The organism is Halorubrum sp. GN11_10-6_MGM, assembly GCF_005435165.1.
Taxonomy (GTDB): domain Archaea; phylum Halobacteriota; class Halobacteria; order Halobacteriales; family Haloferacaceae; genus Halorubrum.
The window spans coordinates 1-21,086 of sequence record NZ_SGUC01000005.1; the positions used below are offsets into that span (position 1 = coordinate 1).

Below are 21,086 nucleotides of genomic sequence, written 5' to 3' on the forward strand. Positions count from 1 at the left end.
GTCAGATTGAGCTTGATCGATCGCCTCATCGAGTTCCTCTTCACTCAGATGTTCGAGGTGATCTTTCGACGGTCCAGGCATAGTTCGTACTTACACTCTAATATTACAAATTTTTCGGCTATCACTAAAGGCGTCTCGAACGACAACGAGCGTCTGACCGCCTCGCGACCGGGGCTTCGGTGGTGTTTGTGTCAATCCGGGACGTATAAAAGAGTACGACGACGTACAGCCGAGGGTTCAAATTCGGGGCCGTCGAATCGGGGCGCATGTACGCGGTCGTCGGCTGCAACGAGTGCGCCAACATGTGGCTGGTCACGGACCCGGAGACGAGCGAGACGGCGAGCTGCTCGCGGTGCGGGAAAACTCACCGCACCGCCAAGCTCAAGCGTTTCTTCGAGTCGGAGGACCGCGCGGCGGCCCGGCAGGCTCGCTCGGCGCTGCTCGCGAAGAAGCGCGGCGACAGCGCCGCGTTCGCCGAGGTCGACCACGTCTCCGACCTCGAAGCCGCCGTCGAGGACGCCGGGCTCGACGACCGCGAGTATCTCGAAGCGTCCGGCCTCGACGCCGACGCGGTCGACGCTGCCGGCGAGCGCGCCGAGGGCGGCGGGAGCGGCTCGCGGAGCCGCACCGAGGTCGTCCGCGACGCGGTCGACGCCGTCGACGAGCCTACCGAGTCGGCGGTCGTGGAGCGCGCCGCGACCCACGGCGTGCCCGCCGAGGCGGCCCGCGAGATCCTGGCCCGACTCGCGCGCCGGGGCGAGGTCACCGAGTCGAACGGACGGTATCGCGTCCTCTGAGGCTGATTTTCCGCCGTTCGAGCCGACGGCTGGACAAAGCACTTATATCACGCTCGTAACTGGTCGCATATGGACACCCGCACGGCCCTCCTGACGGCGGCCGCCGCGCTCCTCGTCGCGGGCGCGGTCGGCGCCGTCGCCGCGCCCGGCGCCCTCACCGATCCCGGAGCGACGGACGAGCCGCCCGGCCGGGTCGACATCGCGGGCGCGACCGTCGCGCCCGGCGAGGTCCGCGGCGAGACCGCCGAGCTCCGCCTCGGAACCGACCTCCGCCACCGCGGCGGGACGGTCGCGAACGTCACCGTCCGCCACCGCGCGATCGGCGCCGAGTCCGGCCTCCTCGTCGACGAGACCACCGTCGACGTCGGCGACGTCGACTTCGAGGGCGAACGCACCGTCAACGGCACCGTCACCGTCGAGCGCGAGGGAGGCTACCGAGTCGAGACCGTCGTCTTCGCGGATGGCCAGCGTCGCGAGCAGCAGACCACCCGCGTCGCCGGCGTCGCGGCGCTCACGCCCGACTACGCCGACACGCAGGTCGGCTTCACCGAGGGCGCCGTCTGGCCGACCGTCGCGGTGAGCGTCGTCGAGGTCGACGGCGAGACGGCGACGCTGTCGACGTCGGTGTCGGTGACGAACCGCGGCGACGAGGCCTCCGACGACGTCGACCTCCGCCTCCTCCTCCGACAGGCGGAGTCCAACGTGATCGCCGCCGAGGCAACGGAGACGGTCGGGGCCGTCCGCCCCGGCCGCACCGCTACCGTGACGACGACCGTCGAGGTCCCCGAGGGGTACAACTACTACGTCGACGCCGCGCTGTTCGACGACGACGTGCTCGTCGACGAGACGCGGGGCGTCGCGAACCTGAACCCGCGGGAGACGATCACCGCGAACGAGACGGTCCGCGACGTCGCGTTCTCGGTCGAGGACTTCGAGCGCGAGGACACCGCGGGCGGCGACGGGTCCGACGGCGCCTCGCGCCCCGACGGTTCGACCGACGGCTCGACGCCCGGGTTCGGCCCGCTCGTCGCGCTCGTCGCGCTCGTCGTCGCGGCCCTGACCGCGCGGAGGCGACGATGACGGACGGACCGCCGCGCGACGACGCGGCCGACGACCGACCGACAGATCACCGAGCGACCGACGACCCAGCGACCGAACGGCCGAACGACCGAACGACCGACGACGGCGACCGCGACTCACCACAGCCAATGACAGACGACACCGACACGACCGACCGCACGGGGACGGACGCCGACCGAGCCGACGCGAGCAACCGGACGGAGCCGGCCGACTCCTCGGGGTTCGGCGGCCTCTCGACGGACGGCCTCCGCGGGCTGCTCGACCGCGTCGGGCTGGCCGCGCTGTCGCTGTTGGCGGTGATCGCCGGGTGGGGCTTCTACAGCCAGACCGGGAACGCGATCCGGACGTGGTTCGATCCGGCCTACCAGTCCGTGGCGCTCGCCCTCTTCAACCTCGCGGTCCTCCTCGTCGCGCTCGCCGGCGTGGCTCACCAGCTCCGCCGGATTCGCGCGAGCGAATCCTGACCCGGCCGGAACCGCGCCGCTACTCGTCCGGGATCTGGTCCGTGTCCGTCGGGAGCTGTTCCACCTGCCCCGCGAGCGTCGCGGCGTCGCCGGCGACGGTGGAGGGCTCGACGCCCGCCTCGCCCGCGACCAGCCTGACGTGCGCGGCCAGCAGCGCGAGCGCCCGGAGACCGGCCCCCTCGGGGTCGTCGTCGGTGCGCTGGGCGAACGTGGTGTCGACCTCGCCGTCGCGGACGACGCCGACGTGGACCGCGTCGATGTCGTCGCCGTCGAGGAGCTCTCGGGCGCGCGTGAGCTCCGCCTCGAAATCGTCGCCCGCGGCGTCGGCGGCTTCGGCGCTGGCGGCGGCGGACTCGTCGGAAGCGGGGTCGTCGCTCATGTCGCCCTCTCGGGCGAGCGAAGTGAAAAGCGCGGCGGCCCCAAGGACGGTCGGGAGGTTGGGAGAGGTCCGAAGAAGTCGGAAGAGGTCGAGAGAACGGAAGAGTCGCGAGTTACTCTTCGGGCCGCGGCCGAGCGATGAACAGCGCCTCTTCGAGGGTGAACGGGTCGTACGTCGACTGGTGGCAGACGCAGTACGTCCCGTCGGCGGCGTCGTAGCGGGCCGACTCCTCTAACACCTTGTACCCCGGGATACAGCAGAAGTGGGTACAGACGTTGAGGTACGCCATGAACCCCTGATCGGTCGAGGCCTGAAGCCACTCGTCGTTCTGGGCCGCCTCCTCGATCTCCGGGGAGCGGATCACGATCGCGTTGAGGTTGGTGTCGGCGTCCTCCGAGCGCCACGTGACCGACGCGGGCTTGCCGACGCCCTCGCTGCCGATCCCGTTGCCCCACTCCTCGTAGTCCGAGAAGTCGTCGACGTGGATCCGGTCGCCGCCGGAGTACGTGTTCGACTGCCAGTCGTACGGCGGGCCGCTGGCGGAGCGGAACAGGTTGTCGGACTCGAAGTTCGGCTGGACGTTCTCCTGCGACTCGACGCCGCAGTACTGGAACCACGCGCCGGCGTAGGTCTTCCCGCCGAGGTCCTGCTGGGCGACCTCGATCTCCTGTCCCTCTTGCGTGACGGTCGTCGTCTCGGGCCAGATACCCTCGATGTACCCCTCGTCCGTGACTCGGACCGGGATCTGCGGCAGACCGCGCGGCGCAGGGCCACCGGTGTGCGCGATGGTCGTCGCGACCGTCGACCCGCCGCCGACCCCACCGGCGGTCGTCAGCGTGTTCACGGTCGCCGACCCCATCGCGCCGACCCCCGCGAGGGCCGCACCGCCGACGACGCCCTTCACGAAGCGTCGCCGCCCGGACTCAGACGGATACTTGTCGGACGCACTCATACACGCACCTGCGGTTGGATCGGTAAAAAGGGTGACGAACCCTCCACCGGCGTGAGAATCGAGCGCTCTGCGACGGCGGGGCCGAGCCGCCGGTCGGAGCCGCCGCCGACCGCGGGACTCAGTCAACGAACGAACAGGAACGTTCGTGAATGAATTAACTCGGAAACGAGGCAAACATTCGTCTAGACCGCGGTTTTAACCGACCGCGACCGCAGTGTGCGTGGTATGGAGTTGCACAATCGGGACGTGCGGACGGACGTTCGAGAACTCGGGGCGCTGGTGGGGGACGTCCTCGCGGCGCAGGCCTCCACCGAGGCGTACGAGACGGTCGAGACGCTGCGGAACGCCGCGATCGGCTACCGACGGGGTGACGCCGCGAACCGCGACGCCCTCCACGAGGCGGTCGACGACCTCTCGTCGACTCGCGAGGAGGTCGTCGCCCGCGCGTTCACCACCTACTTCGAGCTGATCAACCTCGCCGAGGAGCGCGAGCGGGTCCGCGCGGTGCGAAACGCCGACGACGGGACCGCCCTCCACGACTCCTTCGACGCGACGATAGCCGAGTTCGCGGAGGCCGGCGTCGACGCCGACGAGTTGGAGGCGCTGCTCGCCGACGTGCTCATCGAGCCGACGTTCACCGCCCACCCCACGGAGGCCCGGCGGTCGACGGTGAAGTCCAAGCTCCGCTCGATCGCGAACCACCTCGGGGAGCTCGACGAGCGCAACCTCACCGACCGCGAGCGCCGGGCCGTCTGGCGCGACGTCACCGCCGAGGTGACCAGCCTGTGGGGGACCAGGCAGGTCCGCCAGCGGGCGCCCGAGCCGGAAGACGAGGCGCGGAACGTCCAGTGGTACCTCGAGAACACCCTCTTCGACGTCGTCGGCGACGCCTACGAGGAGTTCGAGGAGACCATCTCGAAGGAGTACGACGACGTCGACTGCCCGAAGCTCTTCGAGTTCCGCTCGTGGGCGGGCTCCGACCGCGACGGCAACCCGTTCGTCACCCCCGAGGTGACCGATGAGACGCTCGAACGCCAGCGCGAAGTCGCCGTCGAGAAGTACCGCGACCGCTGTAAGCGGCTCTCGGCCGTGCTGAGCCAGGACGGCGACCGGTACGCCGACGGCGACGCGCTGGCGCGGTCGCTCGCGGCCGACGCCGAGCGGTTCCCGACCGTCGTCGAGGAGGCCCGCGAGCGCTACCCCGACGAGCCGTACCGGCAGAAGCTCCGGCTGATGCGCGAGCGCCTCGACCGCGTCAACGACGTCCGCCCGGGCGAGTACCCCGACGGTGACGCCTTCCTCGACGATCTCGACGTCATCGCCGAGTCGCTGCGCGAGGACGGCCAAGAGTCGGTGCTGGAGTCCTTCGTCGAGCCGTTCCGCCGGCAGGTGGACACGTTCGGGCTCACGCTGGCGTCGCTCGACCTGCGCGACCACCGCGAGAACCACACCGAGGCCGTCGCCGAGGCGGTCGCGGTCGAGGGCGTCGACTACGACGGGATGGACGAATCCGAACGCGTCGACTTCCTCACCGAGGCGATCCTCCAAGACGAGCCGGTCGTCGACGTCGACGAACCGGGCGAGGTCTCGGAGACGACCGAGCGCGTCCTCGAACGGTTCCAGTCGTTCGCGGAGTGGCAGGAGGAGTACGGCCAGCAGGCGATCGACACCTACTGCATCTCGATGACGGAGGAGCCGAGCCACGTCCTCGAAGTGCTCTTCTTGGCCGACCAAGTCGGCGTCGTCTCCCTCCCCGACCACTGCGCGGTCGACGTCGTCCCCCTCCTGGAGACCGAGTCGGCGCTCAACGGCGCCGAGCGCATCCTCGGCACGCTCTTCGAGAACGAGGCGTACGCGACCGCGCTGGAGGCGCGCGGCGAGGTCCAAGAGGTGATGCTCGGCTACTCCGACTCCAACAAGGAGAACGGGTTCCTCGCCGCGAACTGGGACCTCTACGAGAACCAGCGCCGGATCGCCCGGTTCTGTCGCGAGGAGGACGTCACCCTCCGGCTGTTCCACGGCCGCGGCGGCTCCATCTCGCGCGGCGGCGGCCCGATGAACGAGGCGCTGACCGCGCTCCCGAACGAGACGGTCACCGGACAGGTGAAGTTCACCGAGCAGGGCGAGGCGATCGCCGAGAAGTACGCCAACCCGCGGATCGCCGAGCGCGAGCTCGAACAGATGCTCGACGCGCAGATCCGCGCCCGGAAGGAGGCGAACGAGGAGCCGGTCGAGGACGTGCCCGACCGCTGGGTCGAGGCGATGGAGATCATGGCGCCCGCGGCCCGCGAGACGTACCGCGAGCTGCTGAACGCCGACGGGTTCGTCTCCTACTTCGAGCAGGCGACGCCGATCAGCGTCGTCGAGGACCTCAACCTCGGATCGCGGCCCGCCTCGCGCTCGGGCGAGCGCAGCGTCGAGGACCTACGCGCCATCCCGTGGGTGTTCTCGTGGACGCAGACCCGGCTCATCCTCCCCGGCTGGTACGCGATCGCCTCCGGGATCGACGCCTATCTCGACGAGGTCGGCGAGGAGGCGGGGATGGAGACGCTCCGCGAGATGTTCGACGAGTGGCCGTTCTTCCGGACCACGCTCGACAACGCCTCGCTGGCGCTCGCGCGCACCGAGCCCGAGATCGCCGCCGAGTACGCCGACCTCGCGGACGACGACCTCCGCGAGCGCTTCTTCCCCGACCTCGTCGACGAGTACGAGCGCGGGCGCGAGCTGGTCTTGGAGATCAGCGGCCGCGACCGACTCCTCCGCCGCGAGTGGCTCGAAGAGAGCCTCGACCGACGGAATCCCTACGTCGACCCCCTCAACCTCCTCCAGGCGAACCTGCTCGGGCGCACCCACCGCACCGACGAGGAGGAACGCACCCTGCGGCTTACCGTCAACGGCATCGCCGCCGGGATGAAGAACACCGGATAGCGCGACCAATCGCTCGGACGACGCCCGCGGCCCACCCTTTCTCCGTCGCCGATTCCCGAGGAGCGCTCTCGCTTCCCCGCTCGACCGCGCGAGAGTCGGAACCACGTTCGCACGGAAGGGGGTCGTCGGTGTCGAACAAATTCGATATAGCGTTATGAAATACATCGGCTATCGATCGCCCGATGCTACCGAGCAACGGGGAGGGAGAGGAAAAGCCGCGAAACAGGCGTCGCAGCGGCGCTGAGCGCGGGCGTCGCTAACGAGTTTCGGCGAAAACGAGCGGCAGAAACGATCTACGCGTAGCGTTCGAGTTCCGGCCGGTCGAGATCCTCGAAGACCTCGGTCGCGACCTCCGAGAGGAACGCCTCGCCCTCGTCCGAGAGGCGGCGACCCTCGCCGGAGGCGGTCGTGACGAGCCCGTCCTCTTCGAGCGCCTGAAGCGCCGAGCGGATGAGCTTACGCGAGCCGCCCTCGTGCTCGCCGGGACGGACGACGTAGCGGTTCGAACCGCGCTTCTTCGAGCCGTACTCGGTCGCGAGCCGCTCGATGCCGATCGGCTCGTTTTGGGCGACCTTACGAAGGAGGCTCGCGGAGCGGACGTACCAGAAGTCGTCCTGTTCCGGCGGGAGCTCCTTGCCGGCGCCGCTCTTGGTGAACTCGACCCAGTTGGGCTCGTCGATCCGGTCCTCGAGTCGCGCGGCGACCGCCTCGATGAGGGCGTCGGCCGGCACGTCGTAGATGGTTACCATTGGGTGTCGATTCACGCCAGCGTCGTTTAAAACCATCGTATCGCGTACGGCCCGTGTGAGCCGTTTTCACGGGGTTGCGGGCCGCTGCGGGCGACTCGCGGATCGTCGAAAAGTCGGTCGGGGGCGACCGCGGCCCTACTCGACGTACTCGTACTGCCGCTCGTTCATCCGGCCCCAGCCGGTGAAGACGAACTCGCCGTCGGGCTGGGTGAACTCCTCGACCTCGCGGCCGAGGTCGGCGTCGTACTCGTGGACGTCGTGGACGTCCTCGTACTCGTCCCACGTGAGGTCGTAGCGGGCGTCGAGCTGGGCGTCGACGTCGAGCCCCTCGATCTCCGCGCGCCACCCCTCACGGACCGTTTCGGCGTGGATCTCTGCCTGCGCACCGGAGCCGTAGGAGGCGACGAGCAGCGTCTCGCCGACGAAGTCGCGGTCGCGGGCTAAGGCGTCGCGAAGGGCGCTCACGCGGGCGATGTGGACGGAGCTGGTGTACCAGTTGCCGACCTCGCGCGAGAGGCCGAGCGTCGGCTCGACGGCGGCGTCGTACCACGACTGGTACTGCTCGGTGGTCTTGAGGTCGTCCATGTAGCCGCGGATCGCTTCCTCGTAGGCCTCGCGGTCGTCGTAGTCGTCCTCGCGGGGCTGGCGGCCGATCTCGTCGGCGAGCGCGTCCTCGTGGGGCGTGCCGCGGATGACGTGCCGGTAGGCCAACAGCGCCGCCTTCCGGACCATGCCGGGGAACGGCGTGTGGAACGGCGCGTACGCGAAGTCCTCCAGCTCGATATCGTCGGTGACGGACTCGTAGTCCTCTAAGGCCTCACGCATCCGGGAGAGATACACCTGAACGGAGCGTTTCCCGTCGACGCTCGGGAACTGCTGGTTCGGCTTGAGGAAGTCCGTCTCGTCTTTCGAGCCGTATCCCTGTTCCGTCGACAGCTCGACGATCGAGGGGTCCTCGTCGATGAGCATCGCGACGGCGCCCGCGCCCTGCGTCGCCTCGCCGGGGTCGCCGCGGGCGTACAGCGCCGTGTCGGTCGTGATGACGATCGCCGGTCGGCCGCGGTTGCGGCCGGCGCGGATCCAGTTGTACGCGTCGTCGATGGCCTGCGTGCCGGCGAGGCAGGCGAACTTCCGCTCGCCCTTGTTGGCGTGGGTGAAGTCGCCGTCGTACACCTGTTCGAGACAGCCCGCGATGTACGTCGACACCGGCTTCGAGTGGTCGAACGCCGACTCCGTGGCGACGTCGATCCGGCCGACGTCCTCGGGTTCGAGCCCCTTCCGGTCCATCAGCCCCTTCGCGGCGTTCGCGCCCATCGTGACGATGTCCTCGTACACGTCGGGGAACGAGGAGTTCGTCAGCCCGAGCCCCTTCGTGTACTTCTCCGGATCGTCACCCTTCTCGGGCGCGAACGTGCCCGGCAGGTCGAGCTTGAGCTTTCCGGTCCAGATCTCGACGCCATCGATCCCGACTGCGGTCATACACGGTCGTTCATGCGGCCGGCATATGGCTTTGTCGATGCCGAGTACGTCGATCGTGGAACCCAACGGCAGCAACGGCCGAAGCCGTCAATTCGGATCGTTCCCGTCGGCCGTGTCCTCCACGACTACCGCGTCAACGACCACTCCGTCGTCGTCTACCACGAGCGCGACGACTTTGAATTCGGAGTTGTTGCCGTACGGATCTAGGTCAATCTGTCCGCTGACCGCAGTGTTCTGTCCCTCGTCGCGTCCCCCGGTGTTGGGACTAACGCTTACCACGTACGCGTCGGTACGGGTGTATTCACCGGCATCGTTGACCGTGTATTCGATCCGATATCGGGGGCCCCGGCCCGGGTTCGAGCGGTCGGTAATAGTCGTTGAATCGAACGTGGAACTGCCGGTTCCCAGGTCGTCTTCCACGGGATTGGTAGCGTCGGCCGTGGCCGTGATCGTGCGGCTGGCGAGTGCGAACTCGTTACCGCTGGAGTCCACTCCGAACGCGGTGAGCGTGATCTCGAACTCCCCGTTCGCGGTGCCGCCGGCGGTGTACTCGGAGCGGCCACGCGGGGCAGTAATCGAGTCGGTCTGGTCTTGCCCACCGCCGCTCAGGTAGTCGTATTCGACCTCGACGCGCTCGAAGTCGTTACCGGGATTCACGACCTCGAACGAGGTGATGAACCGCCCGTTGTTCTCGTTCACGTGCGAGAGGTCGTCGATACGGACGTCGATCGACGTGCTCGCTTCGTTCGGATTACCGGAGACATCGAGCGTGACGCCGTCGACGTCATCGCCCGACGCGGCGAACAGTCGAGCCGTCCCGTTCGACGAAATATCGAGAGACGAATCGAATGCGCCGGCGTTGCTCGTGACCGAATCGTCCGAGAACCCCGCGATCGACGGGTCCGTCGTCGAGAGATCCACGAGGCTGCCGGTGACTGGTTCGTCGTCGGCTCGGACGCTCCCGTTCACGGCGATCACGGAGCCGGCCTGACTGCGGTTGACCGAGAGTCTGTCTCGGCTCGCGTCGTACGACACGCCGTCGTTCGACAGCGCGGTTCCAGAACCGCCCCACTCGACGTCGAACGTCCTAGAGAGGTTCCCGGCGACATCCGAGGCCGTGTCGACATGTGTGACGTTCGAGAACGGCGTTTCGTCGACGGAATTGACGTTGTAGCCGACGCGAGCCATCTGGAGGTCCCACGTGCCGGTGAGTTCGATAGTGACGGACTGAGCCGTGCTGCCGACGACTCTGGCATCGGCCTCGCCCTCGTCCGTCGTCTCGCCGATCAGGTCGGTCCATACGGTCGGCGAATGGGTCGGGAGAGTGACCGTGAAATCGTCGCTGGTCTCACCCTCGATCGGGATCGTCGGAGTTCTCCCGTCCAGCGTTTCGGGGTCGATAGTCGTCGAAAATCTCTGCCTGTCGAGGTCGCCGCTGTACGCGACGAGCAGCAGCTGCCGATCGTCGCCGTCCACCGTCCGCTGTCCGGTCACCGTTCGGTTGGCCCCCTCGAATCGATTGTACAGGAGCGAGTGTTCGAACGTCGTTCTCGGGGGGTTCTGATACTCGTTGTATCCCGGACGGTACGTGAGCAGTCGAGTGTCGTGTTCCTGCTCGAACAGGGGAGTCGTGTTCTCGTAGCGGTCCGCGTCGCTCGGAACGACCCTCGCGTCTTGAATGTCGATCGGCCCTCGATCCTGCGTCGCCAGCGTTCCCCTCGGTGAGGGCGGATTGACCGCGAACAGACGCGAGTCGTATCGAAATCCGAGAGAAACGCGAACAGGGCGCTGATACGGATTCCGACTTGCCGCGCGGATGTCGAGAAGCGACGCCCGTAGGTCCTGCATGTCCGACTGTAGATCCTGACTGTGATCGAACTCGGCTTGATTGTTCTGTGCAGGCACGGCGAGGGCCTGATAGCTGGCAAGAGCGACGATCAGGAACCCGAACAGGATCACCGTCCCGACCACGACCGACTGGCCCCGACGGTCGCGACTGAATCGCATTGTCCGGTGTCGTCGCCGAGCGGGTATAAAAGCCTCCGTCGACCTCTCAGTCGCGATACTCGGGGCGGTGCGGCCGGGTGTCCGGAAACGAACGCGTTCAGTCGTCGCCCGCCCGCCGCTCCGTCAGCCACGCCGACGCGACGGCCATGACGCCCGCGAACCCGCCGAGCAGCACCGCCTGCGTCCAGTTGAAGTCGAGCAGCGTCCCCGCGACGAGCGTGACGAGAACGAAGGCGACTGTGAGGGCACCGAGCGTCGAGCCGAGGTCGGCAGAAGCGTCCGCGTCGGTCATGGGTCTGCGATCGCGCGTTCGGGCGATAAAACCGGCCGGTTCGTCCGACCGATCCGGCCGGCCGACTGGTCGCGGAGTTCGCGATCGACCCGCCGAGGAACTCGACGGATCGAGACGCGAGCGGCGGCGTCTCGACCACTCGTAAACTACATTTCGCGATATCAAATATCGATGGCGGCGTCTCACCCGCCCGCCGACCGGTCCGTTTTTGCGCGCGGCGGCTGTTGCCGCGCGTATGGCGAAACAGCCGCACCTGCTGGTCGAGGAGGGCGACGTCCACGAGATCGCGGTCATCCCGGGCGACCCCGGGCGCGTCGACCGGATCGCGGATCTGTGTGACGACAGCGAGGTCGTCGCGCAGAACCGCGAGTACAAGGTCGTCAACGCGAGCTACGAGGGCGTCGACCTCACGATCTGCTCGACGGGGATCGGCTGCCCCTCGGCGGCGATCGCGGTCGAGGAGCTCTCGCGCGTCGGCGTCGAGACGTTCGTCCGCTGTGGCACCTGTGGCGCGCTCCAGCCCGACATGGAGGTCGGCGACATGGTGGTCGCGACCGGCGCGGCCAAAGAGGAAGGGACGAGCAAGCGCTACGAGTCGGCGAACTACCCCGCAGTTCCCGACTACGACGTGCTCACCGGGCTCGTCGGGGCGGCCGAGGACAACGACGAGGAGATCCACGTCGGGCCGATCGTCTCGGACGACGCGTTCTACAACGAGGACGACGAGTACGTCGCGGACTGGAACGACGCGAACCTGCTCGCGATCGAGATGGAGGCGGCGACCGTCTTCTCGCTCGCGCGGCGCAAGGGGCTCGCGGCGGGCGCCATCTGCACCGTCGACGGCAACCTCGTCGCGGGGACGCAGAAGGGCGCGGACTCGGACGACGAACTGCCGGAGAAGGCGAAAGACAACGTCGAGCGCGCGATCCGGATCACGCTGAACGCGATCACGTCGCTGTAGCGGCGGACAGCGGTAGAGCGGCGGACCGTTCTTTCACTCCTCGGCGCGGAACTCCACGAGCGTCAGGTCGCGGTCGAGCGCGCACGTCTCATGGGGCGGCTCGCCGAGCACCTGATCGATGACGCGCTCCTCGTCGAAGTCGGCGCCGTCGGGGACGCAGTAGCCGTGGCTCGGACAGTCGGTGTGCGGGCACGGCCCCGCGAGCGACGCCTTGCTCCCGGCGTACGCGCGCTTCGAGGGGACGTTCGCGGGGACCGACGCGGGCTCGACCTCGACCGCGCGGACGCCCGCGTCGTGGACGGCGCAGTCGAGCGTCTGCGCGTTCTCGCGGATCCCGGTCACTCGGTACCGGGTTCCCTCGGAGAGGTTGAGACACTGGCCGCGGTAGGGACACCCCTCGCAGTCGGTCGATTCCCCCTCGTAGACGAACTCGCGGCCCACGTCCGCGAGCCGCGTCCCGATGAGCGTGACCGTGGTCATGCCCGGAGCGACGCGCCGAGCGTCCGTAAGCCTCCCGCCTTCGCGGGCAGAGCCGATTCGCACGCGGGTCCAGCGGCGCGGAGGGCAAGACACATCCGCGCGCCTCGGCAACGACGAGCGGAGATGATCGCGGGAGTCGCGCGCGAACTGCGCGCCGAGGCCGAGCGGACGAACGAGCGGCGCGTCCTCGTGCTCGCGGGCGACCGCGACCGCGCGATCGACGGCGCCTACGACGCGATCGAATCGCTCGGTCTCGACGACGGGACGGTCTCGATCGTCTCGACGCGGGAGGGGTTCCGGTTCGAGGAACACCGTCCCCGAGGGGCCGACGAGCTGCTGGGTCGCACCCGCGAGGCGGTCGTCGTGGACTGCCACGAGCGGTTCGCTCCAAACGCGCTCGGCCGGGCCGTCGGCGCGGTCGACGGCGGCGGCCTCCTCGTCCTCCTGACGCCCCCGCTCGACGAGTGGCCCGGGGTTCGCGACCGGTTCGACGACTCGCTGGCGGTGCCCCCGTACCGCGTCGAGGACGTGACCGGGCGCTTCCGCCAGCGCCTCGTCTCGACGCTCCGAACGCACCCCGGGATCGCGCTCGTCGCGCTCGGGGACGACCCGGAGGGCGACGTCGTCGAACGCGACGGACTGACCGGGGAGCAGGCCGCTGAGGAGGCGGCAGACGCGGAAGACGGCGACGATGCGGTCGACCCCAGCGATGCGCGGGGCGTGCCCCCGGGCGCGACGTTCGCCGCGGGGGCGTACCGCGCGTGCCGCACGGCCGACCAGGCGCGGGCGCTGCGCGCGTTCGAGGCGCTGACCGAACCGGGCTCCGCCGTCGTGGTCGAGTCGGACCGGGGACGCGGGAAGTCGAGCGCGGCCGGGCTGGCGGCGGGCGCGCTCGCGCTCGCCGGCCGCGACGTGCTCGTCACCGCGCCCGCGTTCCGGAACGCCGCGGAGGTGTTCGCTCGGGCGCGAGAACTGATCGCGACAGAGGCGGCAGATATCGACCTCGACGGCGAGGGAGGCGAGCGCGACCTCCGAACGCCCGCCGGAGGTCGCGTGCGCTTCCTGCCGCCCGCGGCCGCCGCGGCGGAGGCGGGCGAGGCGGACGCGGCGATCGTCGACGAGGCGGCGGCGCTCCCGGTGCGGCTGCTGGAGGGGTTCCTCGACGCGCCCGCGGTCGCGTTCTGTACGACGGTCCACGGCTACGAGGGGGCCGGTCGCGGGTTCGCGGTGCGCTTCCGCGAGCGACTGCTCGACTCGCGGTTCGCGGTGCGGGACGTGCGCCTCGACGAGCCGATCCGGTACGCGCGAGACGACCCCGTGGAGGCGTGGGCGTCGCGCGCGCTCCTGCTCGACGCGCGGCCCGCGGTCGACGCCGCCGTCTCGGGCGCGTCCGTCGGCGACGCGAGCTACCGCGCGCTCGACCCGGACGACCTGCTCGCGGACGAGACGCTGCTCGGCGAGGCGTTCGGGCTGCTCGTCGCCGCGCACTACCGGACCGAGCCGAACGACCTCGCGCGGCTGCTCGACGCGCCGAACCTCGCCGCGCGCGCGCTCGTCGCGGACGGCCGGGTCGTCGCGGTCGCGCTGCTCGCGCGCGAGGGCGGGCTCGACGCCGAGACCCGGCGCGGGATGTACGAGGGCGAGCGCGTCCGGGGCAACATGGTGCCGGACGTGCTCACGAGCCAGCTGCGCGACGAGGCCGCGGCCGAGCCGCGCGGGCTGCGGACGGTCCGGATCGCGACCCACCACGCGCTCCGGGACGCGGGGTTCGGCTCGCGGCTCCTCGACGAGGTCCACGCGGAGTTCGGCGGCGACGGCCCGGAAGGCGAGGACGGCTCCGTCGACTACTTCTCGGTCGGCTACGGCGCGACGCCGCGCCTGCTCCGCTTCTGGCGGCGGGCGAGCTACCGGACCGTCCATCTCTCGACGACTCGCAACGACGCCTCCGGCGAGTACTCCGCGGTCATGCTCCGGCCGGAGACGGCGGCCGGGCGCGACCTGCTGGACCGCCACGCGGTCGCCTTCCGCGACCGCGAGCGCGACGGGCTCTCGGACGCGCACCGCGACGTCGACCCGGACGTGGTCCGCGGGGCGCTGCGGGCGTGTTCCGCACCGGTCTCGGTCGACCTCACCGAGACCGAGTGGCGCTCCGTCGTCGGGGCCTCGGTCGGCCCGGGGATGTACGACAGCGCGCCCGGCGCGTTCCGCGACCTCGCTATCGCGGCGCTGATCGAGGGGACCGACCTCAACGGGCGCGAAGAGCGGCTGCTCGTCCGGAAGGTGCTTCAGGGCCGGCCGTGGGAAGCGGTCGCCGACGAGCTCGACTACGTCTCGACGAGCGCGTGTATGCGCGCGCTCGGCGACGCCGCCGTCCCCCTCGTCGAGCGCTACGGCACCGAGTTCGCGCTTGAAGAGCGGGAGCGATTCGTCGACGACTGACCACAGGCACGCGACCCGCGAGTGATCGACGCAGTGGCGCGTGCCGACGAGCGCCCGAAGGGCGCGAATCGCACGCGCGAGGGAGTCGGCGGCGACCATCGGGAGCCGCCGACGAGGCTGGGGAGGCGTGAGGTGCTGTGCGGTCGCGGATGGGCGGGACTCGAAGGGGCAGTCGGGAGGCAGACAGAGGCGACGTAAGCACCGCAGGAGCGAGCGAAGCGAGCGACGAGGAGCGCAACGAGCGTCTGTCTGCCTCCCGACTGGGGCTTCGGCGGTCGTGTTCCTAGTGGAGACTGCGTCGTAGCGAGCGACTGGGGCTTCGACAGTCGCGTTCTTAGCAGCAACTACATCGTACCGAACGGCGGAAATCCAGACTGCTGACGCCGCGTCAGCGCACGCGAATATCTAAATCCGGTTCTCGCGCCCGGGATCGACGTCGATCGCGTCCACGGGGCAGACGTCCACGCAGAGCATACAGTCGATACACTGGTCCTCGTCGGCGGGGTTCGCCTTCCGCTCGGACTCGGGGTGGCCGGGCGTGTCGACCCACTCGAACACGTCGACCGGGCAGTCCTCCAGACAGGCGCCGTCGGCGAGACAGATGTCGAAGTCGACCGCGACGTGGGTGCCCCGAATCCCCTGCTTCTCGGGGGGTTCGACGGGGCCCCAGACGGCGACGCCGTCCTCCTCGCCGACCCGCTCGCGGTTCGTTTCGAAGTTCGGATCGATGGCCATCTTACCCGTGGTTCGACGGTCGCGGGTTTAAACTCCGCGACGAGAAGATTCGGTCGGACGGACGGGAACCCCTCCGTCGGTCGGGTAGCGGAACGCCGACTACGGGTGCGCGTAGTACGCCACGAGATCCTCGGAGCCGTTCGGGCCGTCCTCCTCGTCGGTCGCCTCGGGGTCGAACGCGTCGATCCGGGCGAAGCCGACGCGCACGAACTGGACGACCGCGTCGGGGTCGACGTCGGCGAGCGCGGGCTCGGCGACCCCGCGGACGTCGGCGGAGACGGTTCGGAGGAGCGTGTCGAGCCCCTCCTCGACCGGCGCCCAGTGGACCACGTCCACGTCGCCCTCGCGGACCACGTCGATGTCGGCGTCGAGGAACGCCAGCTCGTCGCCCTCGTAGCGGACGCAGCCGTACCCCTTGAGCCAGACGCGCTCGCCCTCGGGCGGGAGGTCCGGCGATTCGATCGCGATCCGCCCGGCCGGCACCTCGCGGTCGCCGCGGTCCGGGTGATCGGGGTGGAGCGGCGGGTGCCCGGCGTCGGGCGCGGGCGCGTCGCCGTCGACGATCGGGAGTTCGACCGCGGGGGCGTCCTCGCGGTCGCGGACGAGGAAGTAGCGGTTCGCCCCGTCGTCGACCAGGTCGCGGTTGTTCGCGTAGACGGACGACATCGCGAGGTCGACGTCGGAGGTGGACATCCCGAGCTCGGTCATCGAGTCGACCAAGGCCTGCCCCTGAATCCCGCGGCGGCGCATGGACCGGATCGTCGGCGCGCGCGGGTCGTCCCACCCCGTCAGCTCCCCGTCGGCGATCAGTTGTTTGATCGTCGACGTGGAGAGTTTCACGTCGTACTCGTCGACCTGAACGTGGCCCCAGTGGAGGACTTCGGGGTACTCCCAGCCGAAGTAGTCGTAGACGAACCGCTGGCGCTTCGCGGAGTCCTGAAGGTCGATGCCGCGGATGATGTGCGTGACGCCCGTGAGGTGGTCGTCGACGCCGGACTGGAAGTCGAGCATGGGCCAGCAGCGGTAGTCGGCCGCTTCCTCGCGCGGGTGCGGCGTGTCGATCATCCGGAAGGCGACCCAGTCGCGCAGCGCGGGGTTCTTGTGGTCGATGTCGGTCTTCACGCGGAGGACCATCTCGCCGGCGCCGTACTCGCCGTCGACCATCGCCGCGAACTCCTCGCGAACCGTCTCGGCGTCCTTCTCGCGGTGCGGGCACGCCTCGCCCGCGTTCTTCAGCTCGGAGAACTCGTCGCCGGAACACGAGCAGGTGTACGCGCCCCCGCGGTCGATCAGCTCGCGGGCGTGGTCGTAGTACGTCTCCAGCCGGTCGGACGCTTTCAGCACGCGGTCGGGCTCGAAGCCGAGGTACTCGATGTCGTCGAGGATGGCGTCGTACGCGTGCAGATCGGGCCGCTTCGTCTCCGGGTCGGTGTCGTCGAACCGGCAGATGAACTCGCCGTCGTAGCGCTCCTTGTACGTCCCGATGACGGCGGGCATGCGCGCGTGGCCGACGTGCCACGGGCCGTTCGGGTTCGGTGCGGCGCGCATCACGACTTCTCCCTCCTCGGCGTTCGGGAGGTCGGGAAGGACGTGTTCGTCCGCTTCGTCATCCGCCTCAAGCTCCGCGAGCTTCTCGGGCGCGAGCTCGCCGAGTCGCTCCCGGCGGGCCGCCTCGTCCATTTCGCCGACCTCGTTCACGACCGGCGCGAGGACGCCCGGGATCTCGTCGCCGTGCGGGCGGAACTCGGGGTTCTCGCCCATGATCGGACCCATGATCGCGCCCACGTCCGGGTCGCTGCCGTGCTTGAGCGCGTTGAAGAGCGCCGCGGCCTCGCCGGCCGCCGCGACGCGCTCGCGGAGTTCGTCGTCCATGATCGTGACTTCTCGGGGTCGGGTCAAAAACGCCGCGAAACGGCGGGGAGGGGCGGGTCCCGGGCGTCGTCGAAGCGAGTGCGCGCCGACGGGTCCGAGACGGGAGCGGTCCGCGACGGCGGCGGCCGCAGCTCCCGTCGACCCGGGACGGCGGGTAGGGGCACCAGAGACGAGCGGCCGGATGGGCTTAAACGGCCCAGACCGTTCACGCCGGAAACGGCCCGCTACCGGCGTGAACGGTCGAGAGGCTTTTCTGCGAGCGGAGCCCACCGGAGCGATCGGTCGTCGCGAGGACGAGGCGTCGGAGCCGGACGAGCCGGTTCGTCGCCTTGATGGTCGCCGGGGCCGTGGTCGGGGCATGAGCGTCGCGTCGGCGGTCGTCGGAACGCGGAGGGGATCGCGGTGGTAGGACCCATCTCCAAGGCGGAGCGAGACGCCGGGAACCGGAAGATCAGGCTCGTCCTGCTCGGAATCGTCACGGTCTCCCCGCCGCTTATCGCCCTCCAGTTAGACCCGTCGCCGGTCCAGCTCCTGGCCGCGGCCGGAGCCGGATTCGGCCTCGGCCTCGTGGTCGTGTGGTACCTCGGGCGCCTCGCCGCGGAGTTCGCCGGCAGCGGCCGACGACCTCCCCGACGCCGCTGAGTCTTGTCGTCCCCCGCTGCCGGCGACCCGGCGTCGAGCTAATCGGCGCCCGTCTCCGCGCCCCGAGCCGACTCGACGAGCTCGCCCGCCTTCTCACCCGCGACGGACCGGGAGCTCGACAGCGGCGAGATGCTCACCTCGCCCTCGACGGCCGCGCGGCGGTCCGACCCGGGGTCGTCCGGGACGTCGCCGCGCAGGAACTCCCGCCAGAAGCGGTCGCGGAGCTCCATCCCCATCTCGCCGCGCCGCTCGCCGAACTCCCACCCCTCGGGGACGTTCTCCTCGTCCGGTCCCTCCTCGCCCGGGCGGAACTCGATCACGTCGAAACCGCGTGCGGGCTCGGTCAGCCGATAGGTGGGGTTCGCCGCCGCCTCGTCGTCCGCGGCCGGGACGTTGACGTTCAGCACGTCGGCGCCGAACGGGAGTTCGAGGGCGCCCTCCCCGTCGCCGCCGCTCCCGGCCTCGGCGCGGTCGATCAGGTCGGCGACGACCTCGCCGGCGAGCGCGAAGTCGCCGTTGTCGAGCGTCGGCGGCACGGGGAGGTTGCCGCGGTCGTACAGCGACACCGCGACCGCGGGCGTGCCGAGGAACGACGCCTCCATCGCGGCGCCGACGGTCCCTGACTGCCCGAGGATGTGCGCGCCGATGTTCGGCCCGTGGTTACAGCCGGAGACGACGACGTCGGGGTCGAGTTCGAGCGCCACGTCCGCGACCGCGACGCAGTCCGCGGGGGTGCCCTCGACCGCGTAGCCGCGGTCCGTCTCGGTGTAGTCGACCGTCGTCTCCCACCATGAGCGCGCACCGCCGACGCCGGACTGGTTGGTCGCGGGCGCGACCACCGTCACGTCGTAGTCGCGGGAGAGCGCGTCCGCGAGCGCCCGGAGCCCGACGGCGTCGATCCCGTCGTCGTTGGTGAGCAGGATCTCGGTTGGCATACGACACCGTGCGCGGGGACGGGAGAAAACGTCGCCGGTCCGGGCGCGTGTAGAGACCGTGAGAGAAAGCGTCGGCGAGGGTCGGCGCGCGTCGCGGGCGTCGGCCGGGTGGTACTCCGAACGGTCAGTCGGAAGGGCGCGGCAGCGACAGGACGGGGGACCGCCGGCTCAGTCGGCTGTGACGCGGCGCGACGAGGTCGCTAGGTCGAGCACCTCGTCGAAGAAGCCGAGCGAGTCGTGCGGGCCGGGGTTCGCCTCGGGGTGGTACTGGCGGGTGATCACGTCGAGTTCCTCGCTGTCGAGCCCCTCGACGGTGTCGTCGTTGACGTTCACCTGCGTCACCTCCAGCGGGCCGGTGTCGTCGACCGTGTAGCCGTGGTTCTGCGTGGTCATCACGACCTTGTCGGTGCGGAGGTCCTTGACGGGCTGGTTGACGCCGCGGTGGCCGAACGCCATCTTCTCGGTCGAGCCGCCGAGCGCGCTCGTGATCACCTGCTGGCCGAGACAGATCCCCGCGAGGGGGAGCTCGCCCGCGAAGTCGTCGACGACCTCCTGGGCCGCGACGAAGTTCTCCGGGTCGCCCGGGCCGTTCGAGACGAAGAGCACGTCGGGGTCGACGGCGGCCACGTCCTCGGCGGTCGCGTCGTACGGGAGGACGTGGACGTCCGCGCCGCGCTCGGTGAGCGAGGAGATGATCGAGCCCTTCGCGCCGCAGTCGAGCAGGGCCACGTCGACGTCGCCGCCGCCCTCGTGGACGGTCGGCTCCGTCACCGACACCTGCGCGCCGATGTCGACGTGGTCGCTCATCGGCTTACACGCCTCCATCTCGTCGACCGCGTCCTCGGGGGTCGCATCCGGACCGGCGGCGATCCCGCAGGCCATCGTGCCCTCCTCGCGGACGGTGGTGACGATCTCGCGGGTGTCGACGTGGTCGACGGCCGGGACGTCCTCCCCGGCGAGCCAGTCGGCGACGTCGTCGGTCAGCTCGCGGGCGATGGCCGCGCGCGGCTGGACCGACTCGGACTCGAACCGCTCGGTTCGGACGCCGTAGTTCCCGATGAGGGGGTACGAGAAGGTGAGTACCTGCTCGGCGTAGGAGGGGTCGGTGAGCGACTCCTCGTAGCCGGTGTACGCGGTCGTGAACACCAGTTCGCCGCGGGTCCGCCCCGGCGCACGGGCGCGCGCTTCGAGCACGCGGCCGTCGGCCAGCGCGATGTAGGCGTCCGACATTACGAGAAACGTACGCGCAGTGGCTAATAAATGCGTCGTTCGAAGGTTCGTTACGATATTCGTAACGAGTAAGGCGGCGGGAGAGAGACGGGGAGTATGGACGACCTCGACCGACGGATTCTCTCGATCCTGCGGCGGGACGCGCGGACCCCGTACACGGAGATCGCGGACCGGGTGGGGACCTCCGAGGGGACCGTGCGCAACCGCGTCGACCGGATGACCGACGAGGGCGTGATCGAGCGGTTCACGGTCACGACCCGCACCGGCAACGTGAAGGCGATGATCGAGATCTCGGTGGAGATGAACGTCAACACCGACGCGGTCGGCCAGCGGATGGTGGAGTGGGAGGAGGTCGACTTCGTCTGGCAGGTGTCCGGCGAGGAGGACATCGTCCTCGTCGTCGACGCGGTCGACACGCGCGCCGTCAACGAACTGATCACGCAAGCGAGGGAGATGGACGAGGTCAAATCGACGAAGACGCGGCTCATCCTCGACGAGCGGCTGGGCTAAGCGAGCGGCGACCCATTTCGACCGTCCCGGGGTGGCCCGTGCCTTCGAGTGGCTCACACGGTCGCCGAGAGGGAAAAACGAGGGTGCCACTCGATCGCGAGTCGGCTGGCTTCCGCCAGCTCGTCGATCGTCCCGGAGATCCGATCTTCCCGGAG

The 21,086-nt window shown here is 69.6% G+C and carries 19 protein-coding genes; 8 read left to right on the plus strand and 11 right to left on the minus strand.

Features of this window, described 5'->3' with window-relative positions:
- The first annotated feature begins 266 nt into the window (after positions 1 to 266).
- From EXE46_RS03785 to EXE46_RS03795, 3 genes are all read left to right on the plus strand, one after another.
- Positions 267 to 797: a DUF5817 domain-containing protein gene (locus EXE46_RS03785; protein ID WP_137687169.1), complete on the plus strand. Its 531-nt coding sequence runs from the start codon at positions 267 to 269 to the stop codon at positions 795 to 797.
- Positions 798 to 866: 69 nt separating this feature from the next.
- Positions 867 to 1,877 carry a PGF-CTERM sorting domain-containing protein gene (locus EXE46_RS03790; RefSeq protein ID WP_137687170.1) on the plus strand — a complete coding sequence of 337 codons (1,011 nt, stop codon included), beginning with the start codon at positions 867 to 869 and terminating at the stop codon, positions 1,875 to 1,877.
- Positions 1,874 to 2,341 carry a hypothetical protein gene (locus EXE46_RS03795; RefSeq protein WP_137687171.1) on the plus strand — a complete coding sequence of 156 codons (468 nt, stop codon included), beginning with the start codon at positions 1,874 to 1,876 and terminating at the stop codon, positions 2,339 to 2,341. The genes EXE46_RS03790 and EXE46_RS03795 overlap by 4 nt, the downstream gene beginning before the upstream one ends.
- A gap of 19 nt (positions 2,342 to 2,360) precedes the next feature.
- Here EXE46_RS03795 and EXE46_RS03800 read toward each other — a convergent pair whose 3' ends face one another.
- Together EXE46_RS03800 and EXE46_RS03805 are read right to left on the minus strand one after the other, a co-directional pair.
- Positions 2,361 to 2,720 (minus strand): hypothetical protein, encoded by a 360-nt coding sequence (locus EXE46_RS03800; RefSeq protein WP_137687172.1) that lies wholly within the window; start codon positions 2,718 to 2,720, stop codon positions 2,361 to 2,363.
- A 112-nt stretch (positions 2,721 to 2,832) separates the two neighbouring features.
- On the minus strand, positions 2,833 to 3,672 hold the full coding sequence (locus tag EXE46_RS03805; RefSeq protein WP_137687173.1) for a ubiquinol-cytochrome c reductase iron-sulfur subunit: 840 nt from the start codon (positions 3,670 to 3,672) through the stop codon (positions 2,833 to 2,835).
- Between the two features lie 225 nt (positions 3,673 to 3,897).
- On the opposite strand from EXE46_RS03805, the gene ppc reads away from it, so the two are divergent.
- Positions 3,898 to 6,600 (plus strand): phosphoenolpyruvate carboxylase, encoded by a 2,703-nt coding sequence (gene ppc, locus EXE46_RS03810; RefSeq protein ID WP_137687174.1) that lies wholly within the window; start codon positions 3,898 to 3,900, stop codon positions 6,598 to 6,600.
- Between the two features lie 293 nt (positions 6,601 to 6,893).
- Here the strand turns inward: ppc and EXE46_RS03815 are convergent, their stop codons facing one another.
- The 4 genes from EXE46_RS03815 to EXE46_RS03830 all read right to left on the minus strand — a co-directional run bounded on the left by EXE46_RS03815 (position 6,894) and on the right by EXE46_RS03830 (position 11,127).
- On the minus strand, positions 6,894 to 7,349 hold the full coding sequence (locus EXE46_RS03815) for a 30S ribosomal protein S19e (RefSeq protein WP_137687175.1): 456 nt from the start codon (positions 7,347 to 7,349) through the stop codon (positions 6,894 to 6,896).
- A 135-nt stretch (positions 7,350 to 7,484) separates the two neighbouring features.
- Positions 7,485 to 8,828 (minus strand): hydroxymethylglutaryl-CoA synthase, encoded by a 1,344-nt coding sequence (hmgB, locus tag EXE46_RS03820; protein WP_137687176.1) that lies wholly within the window; start codon positions 8,826 to 8,828, stop codon positions 7,485 to 7,487.
- A gap of 87 nt (positions 8,829 to 8,915) precedes the next feature.
- Positions 8,916 to 10,835, minus strand: a complete 1,920-nt coding sequence (locus tag EXE46_RS03825; RefSeq protein WP_137687177.1) for a hypothetical protein — start codon at positions 10,833 to 10,835, stop codon at positions 8,916 to 8,918.
- 97 nt (positions 10,836 to 10,932) lie between these two features.
- Complete coding sequence (locus tag EXE46_RS03830; RefSeq protein WP_137687178.1) at positions 10,933 to 11,127, minus strand: hypothetical protein; 195 nt, start codon at positions 11,125 to 11,127, stop codon at positions 10,933 to 10,935.
- 235 nt (positions 11,128 to 11,362) lie between these two features.
- On the opposite strand from EXE46_RS03830, the gene EXE46_RS03835 reads away from it, so the two are divergent.
- On the plus strand, positions 11,363 to 12,088 hold the full coding sequence (locus EXE46_RS03835) for a nucleoside phosphorylase (protein WP_137687179.1): 726 nt from the start codon (positions 11,363 to 11,365) through the stop codon (positions 12,086 to 12,088).
- Positions 12,089 to 12,121: 33 nt separating this feature from the next.
- Here EXE46_RS03835 and EXE46_RS03840 read toward each other — a convergent pair whose 3' ends face one another.
- Complete coding sequence (locus tag EXE46_RS03840; RefSeq protein WP_137687180.1) at positions 12,122 to 12,568, minus strand: UPF0179 family protein; 447 nt, start codon at positions 12,566 to 12,568, stop codon at positions 12,122 to 12,124.
- A gap of 123 nt (positions 12,569 to 12,691) precedes the next feature.
- Here EXE46_RS03840 and tmcA point away from each other — a divergent pair, with 123 nt between their 5' ends.
- Positions 12,692 to 15,007, plus strand: a complete 2,316-nt coding sequence (gene tmcA, locus EXE46_RS03845; protein WP_137687181.1) for a tRNA(Met) cytidine acetyltransferase TmcA — start codon at positions 12,692 to 12,694, stop codon at positions 15,005 to 15,007.
- 405 nt (positions 15,008 to 15,412) lie between these two features.
- On the opposite strand, the gene EXE46_RS03850 is transcribed toward tmcA, so the two are convergent.
- Both EXE46_RS03850 and EXE46_RS03855 read right to left on the minus strand, forming a co-directional pair.
- Complete coding sequence (locus EXE46_RS03850) at positions 15,413 to 15,742, minus strand: ferredoxin family protein (RefSeq protein ID WP_137687182.1); 330 nt, start codon at positions 15,740 to 15,742, stop codon at positions 15,413 to 15,415.
- A 99-nt stretch (positions 15,743 to 15,841) separates the two neighbouring features.
- Positions 15,842 to 17,614 carry a glutamate--tRNA ligase gene (locus EXE46_RS03855; protein ID WP_137687183.1) on the minus strand — a complete coding sequence of 591 codons (1,773 nt, stop codon included), beginning with the start codon at positions 17,612 to 17,614 and terminating at the stop codon, positions 15,842 to 15,844.
- Positions 17,615 to 18,016: 402 nt separating this feature from the next.
- Between EXE46_RS03855 and EXE46_RS03860 the strand changes: the two genes are divergently transcribed.
- Complete coding sequence (locus EXE46_RS03860) at positions 18,017 to 18,256, plus strand: hypothetical protein (RefSeq protein ID WP_137687184.1); 240 nt, start codon at positions 18,017 to 18,019, stop codon at positions 18,254 to 18,256.
- Positions 18,257 to 18,294: 38 nt separating this feature from the next.
- Here EXE46_RS03860 and surE read toward each other — a convergent pair whose 3' ends face one another.
- Entirely contained in the window at positions 18,295 to 19,191 is an 897-nt protein-coding gene (gene surE / locus EXE46_RS03865) for a 5'/3'-nucleotidase SurE (RefSeq protein WP_137687185.1), read from the minus strand.
- Between the two features lie 168 nt (positions 19,192 to 19,359).
- Entirely contained in the window at positions 19,360 to 20,421 is a 1,062-nt protein-coding gene (gene carA / locus EXE46_RS03870; protein ID WP_137687186.1) for a glutamine-hydrolyzing carbamoyl-phosphate synthase small subunit, read from the minus strand.
- A 96-nt stretch (positions 20,422 to 20,517) separates the two neighbouring features.
- Here carA and EXE46_RS03875 point away from each other — a divergent pair, with 96 nt between their 5' ends.
- Complete coding sequence (locus tag EXE46_RS03875; protein WP_137687187.1) at positions 20,518 to 20,931, plus strand: Lrp/AsnC family transcriptional regulator; 414 nt, start codon at positions 20,518 to 20,520, stop codon at positions 20,929 to 20,931.
- Positions 20,932 to 21,086 lie beyond the last annotated feature (155 nt).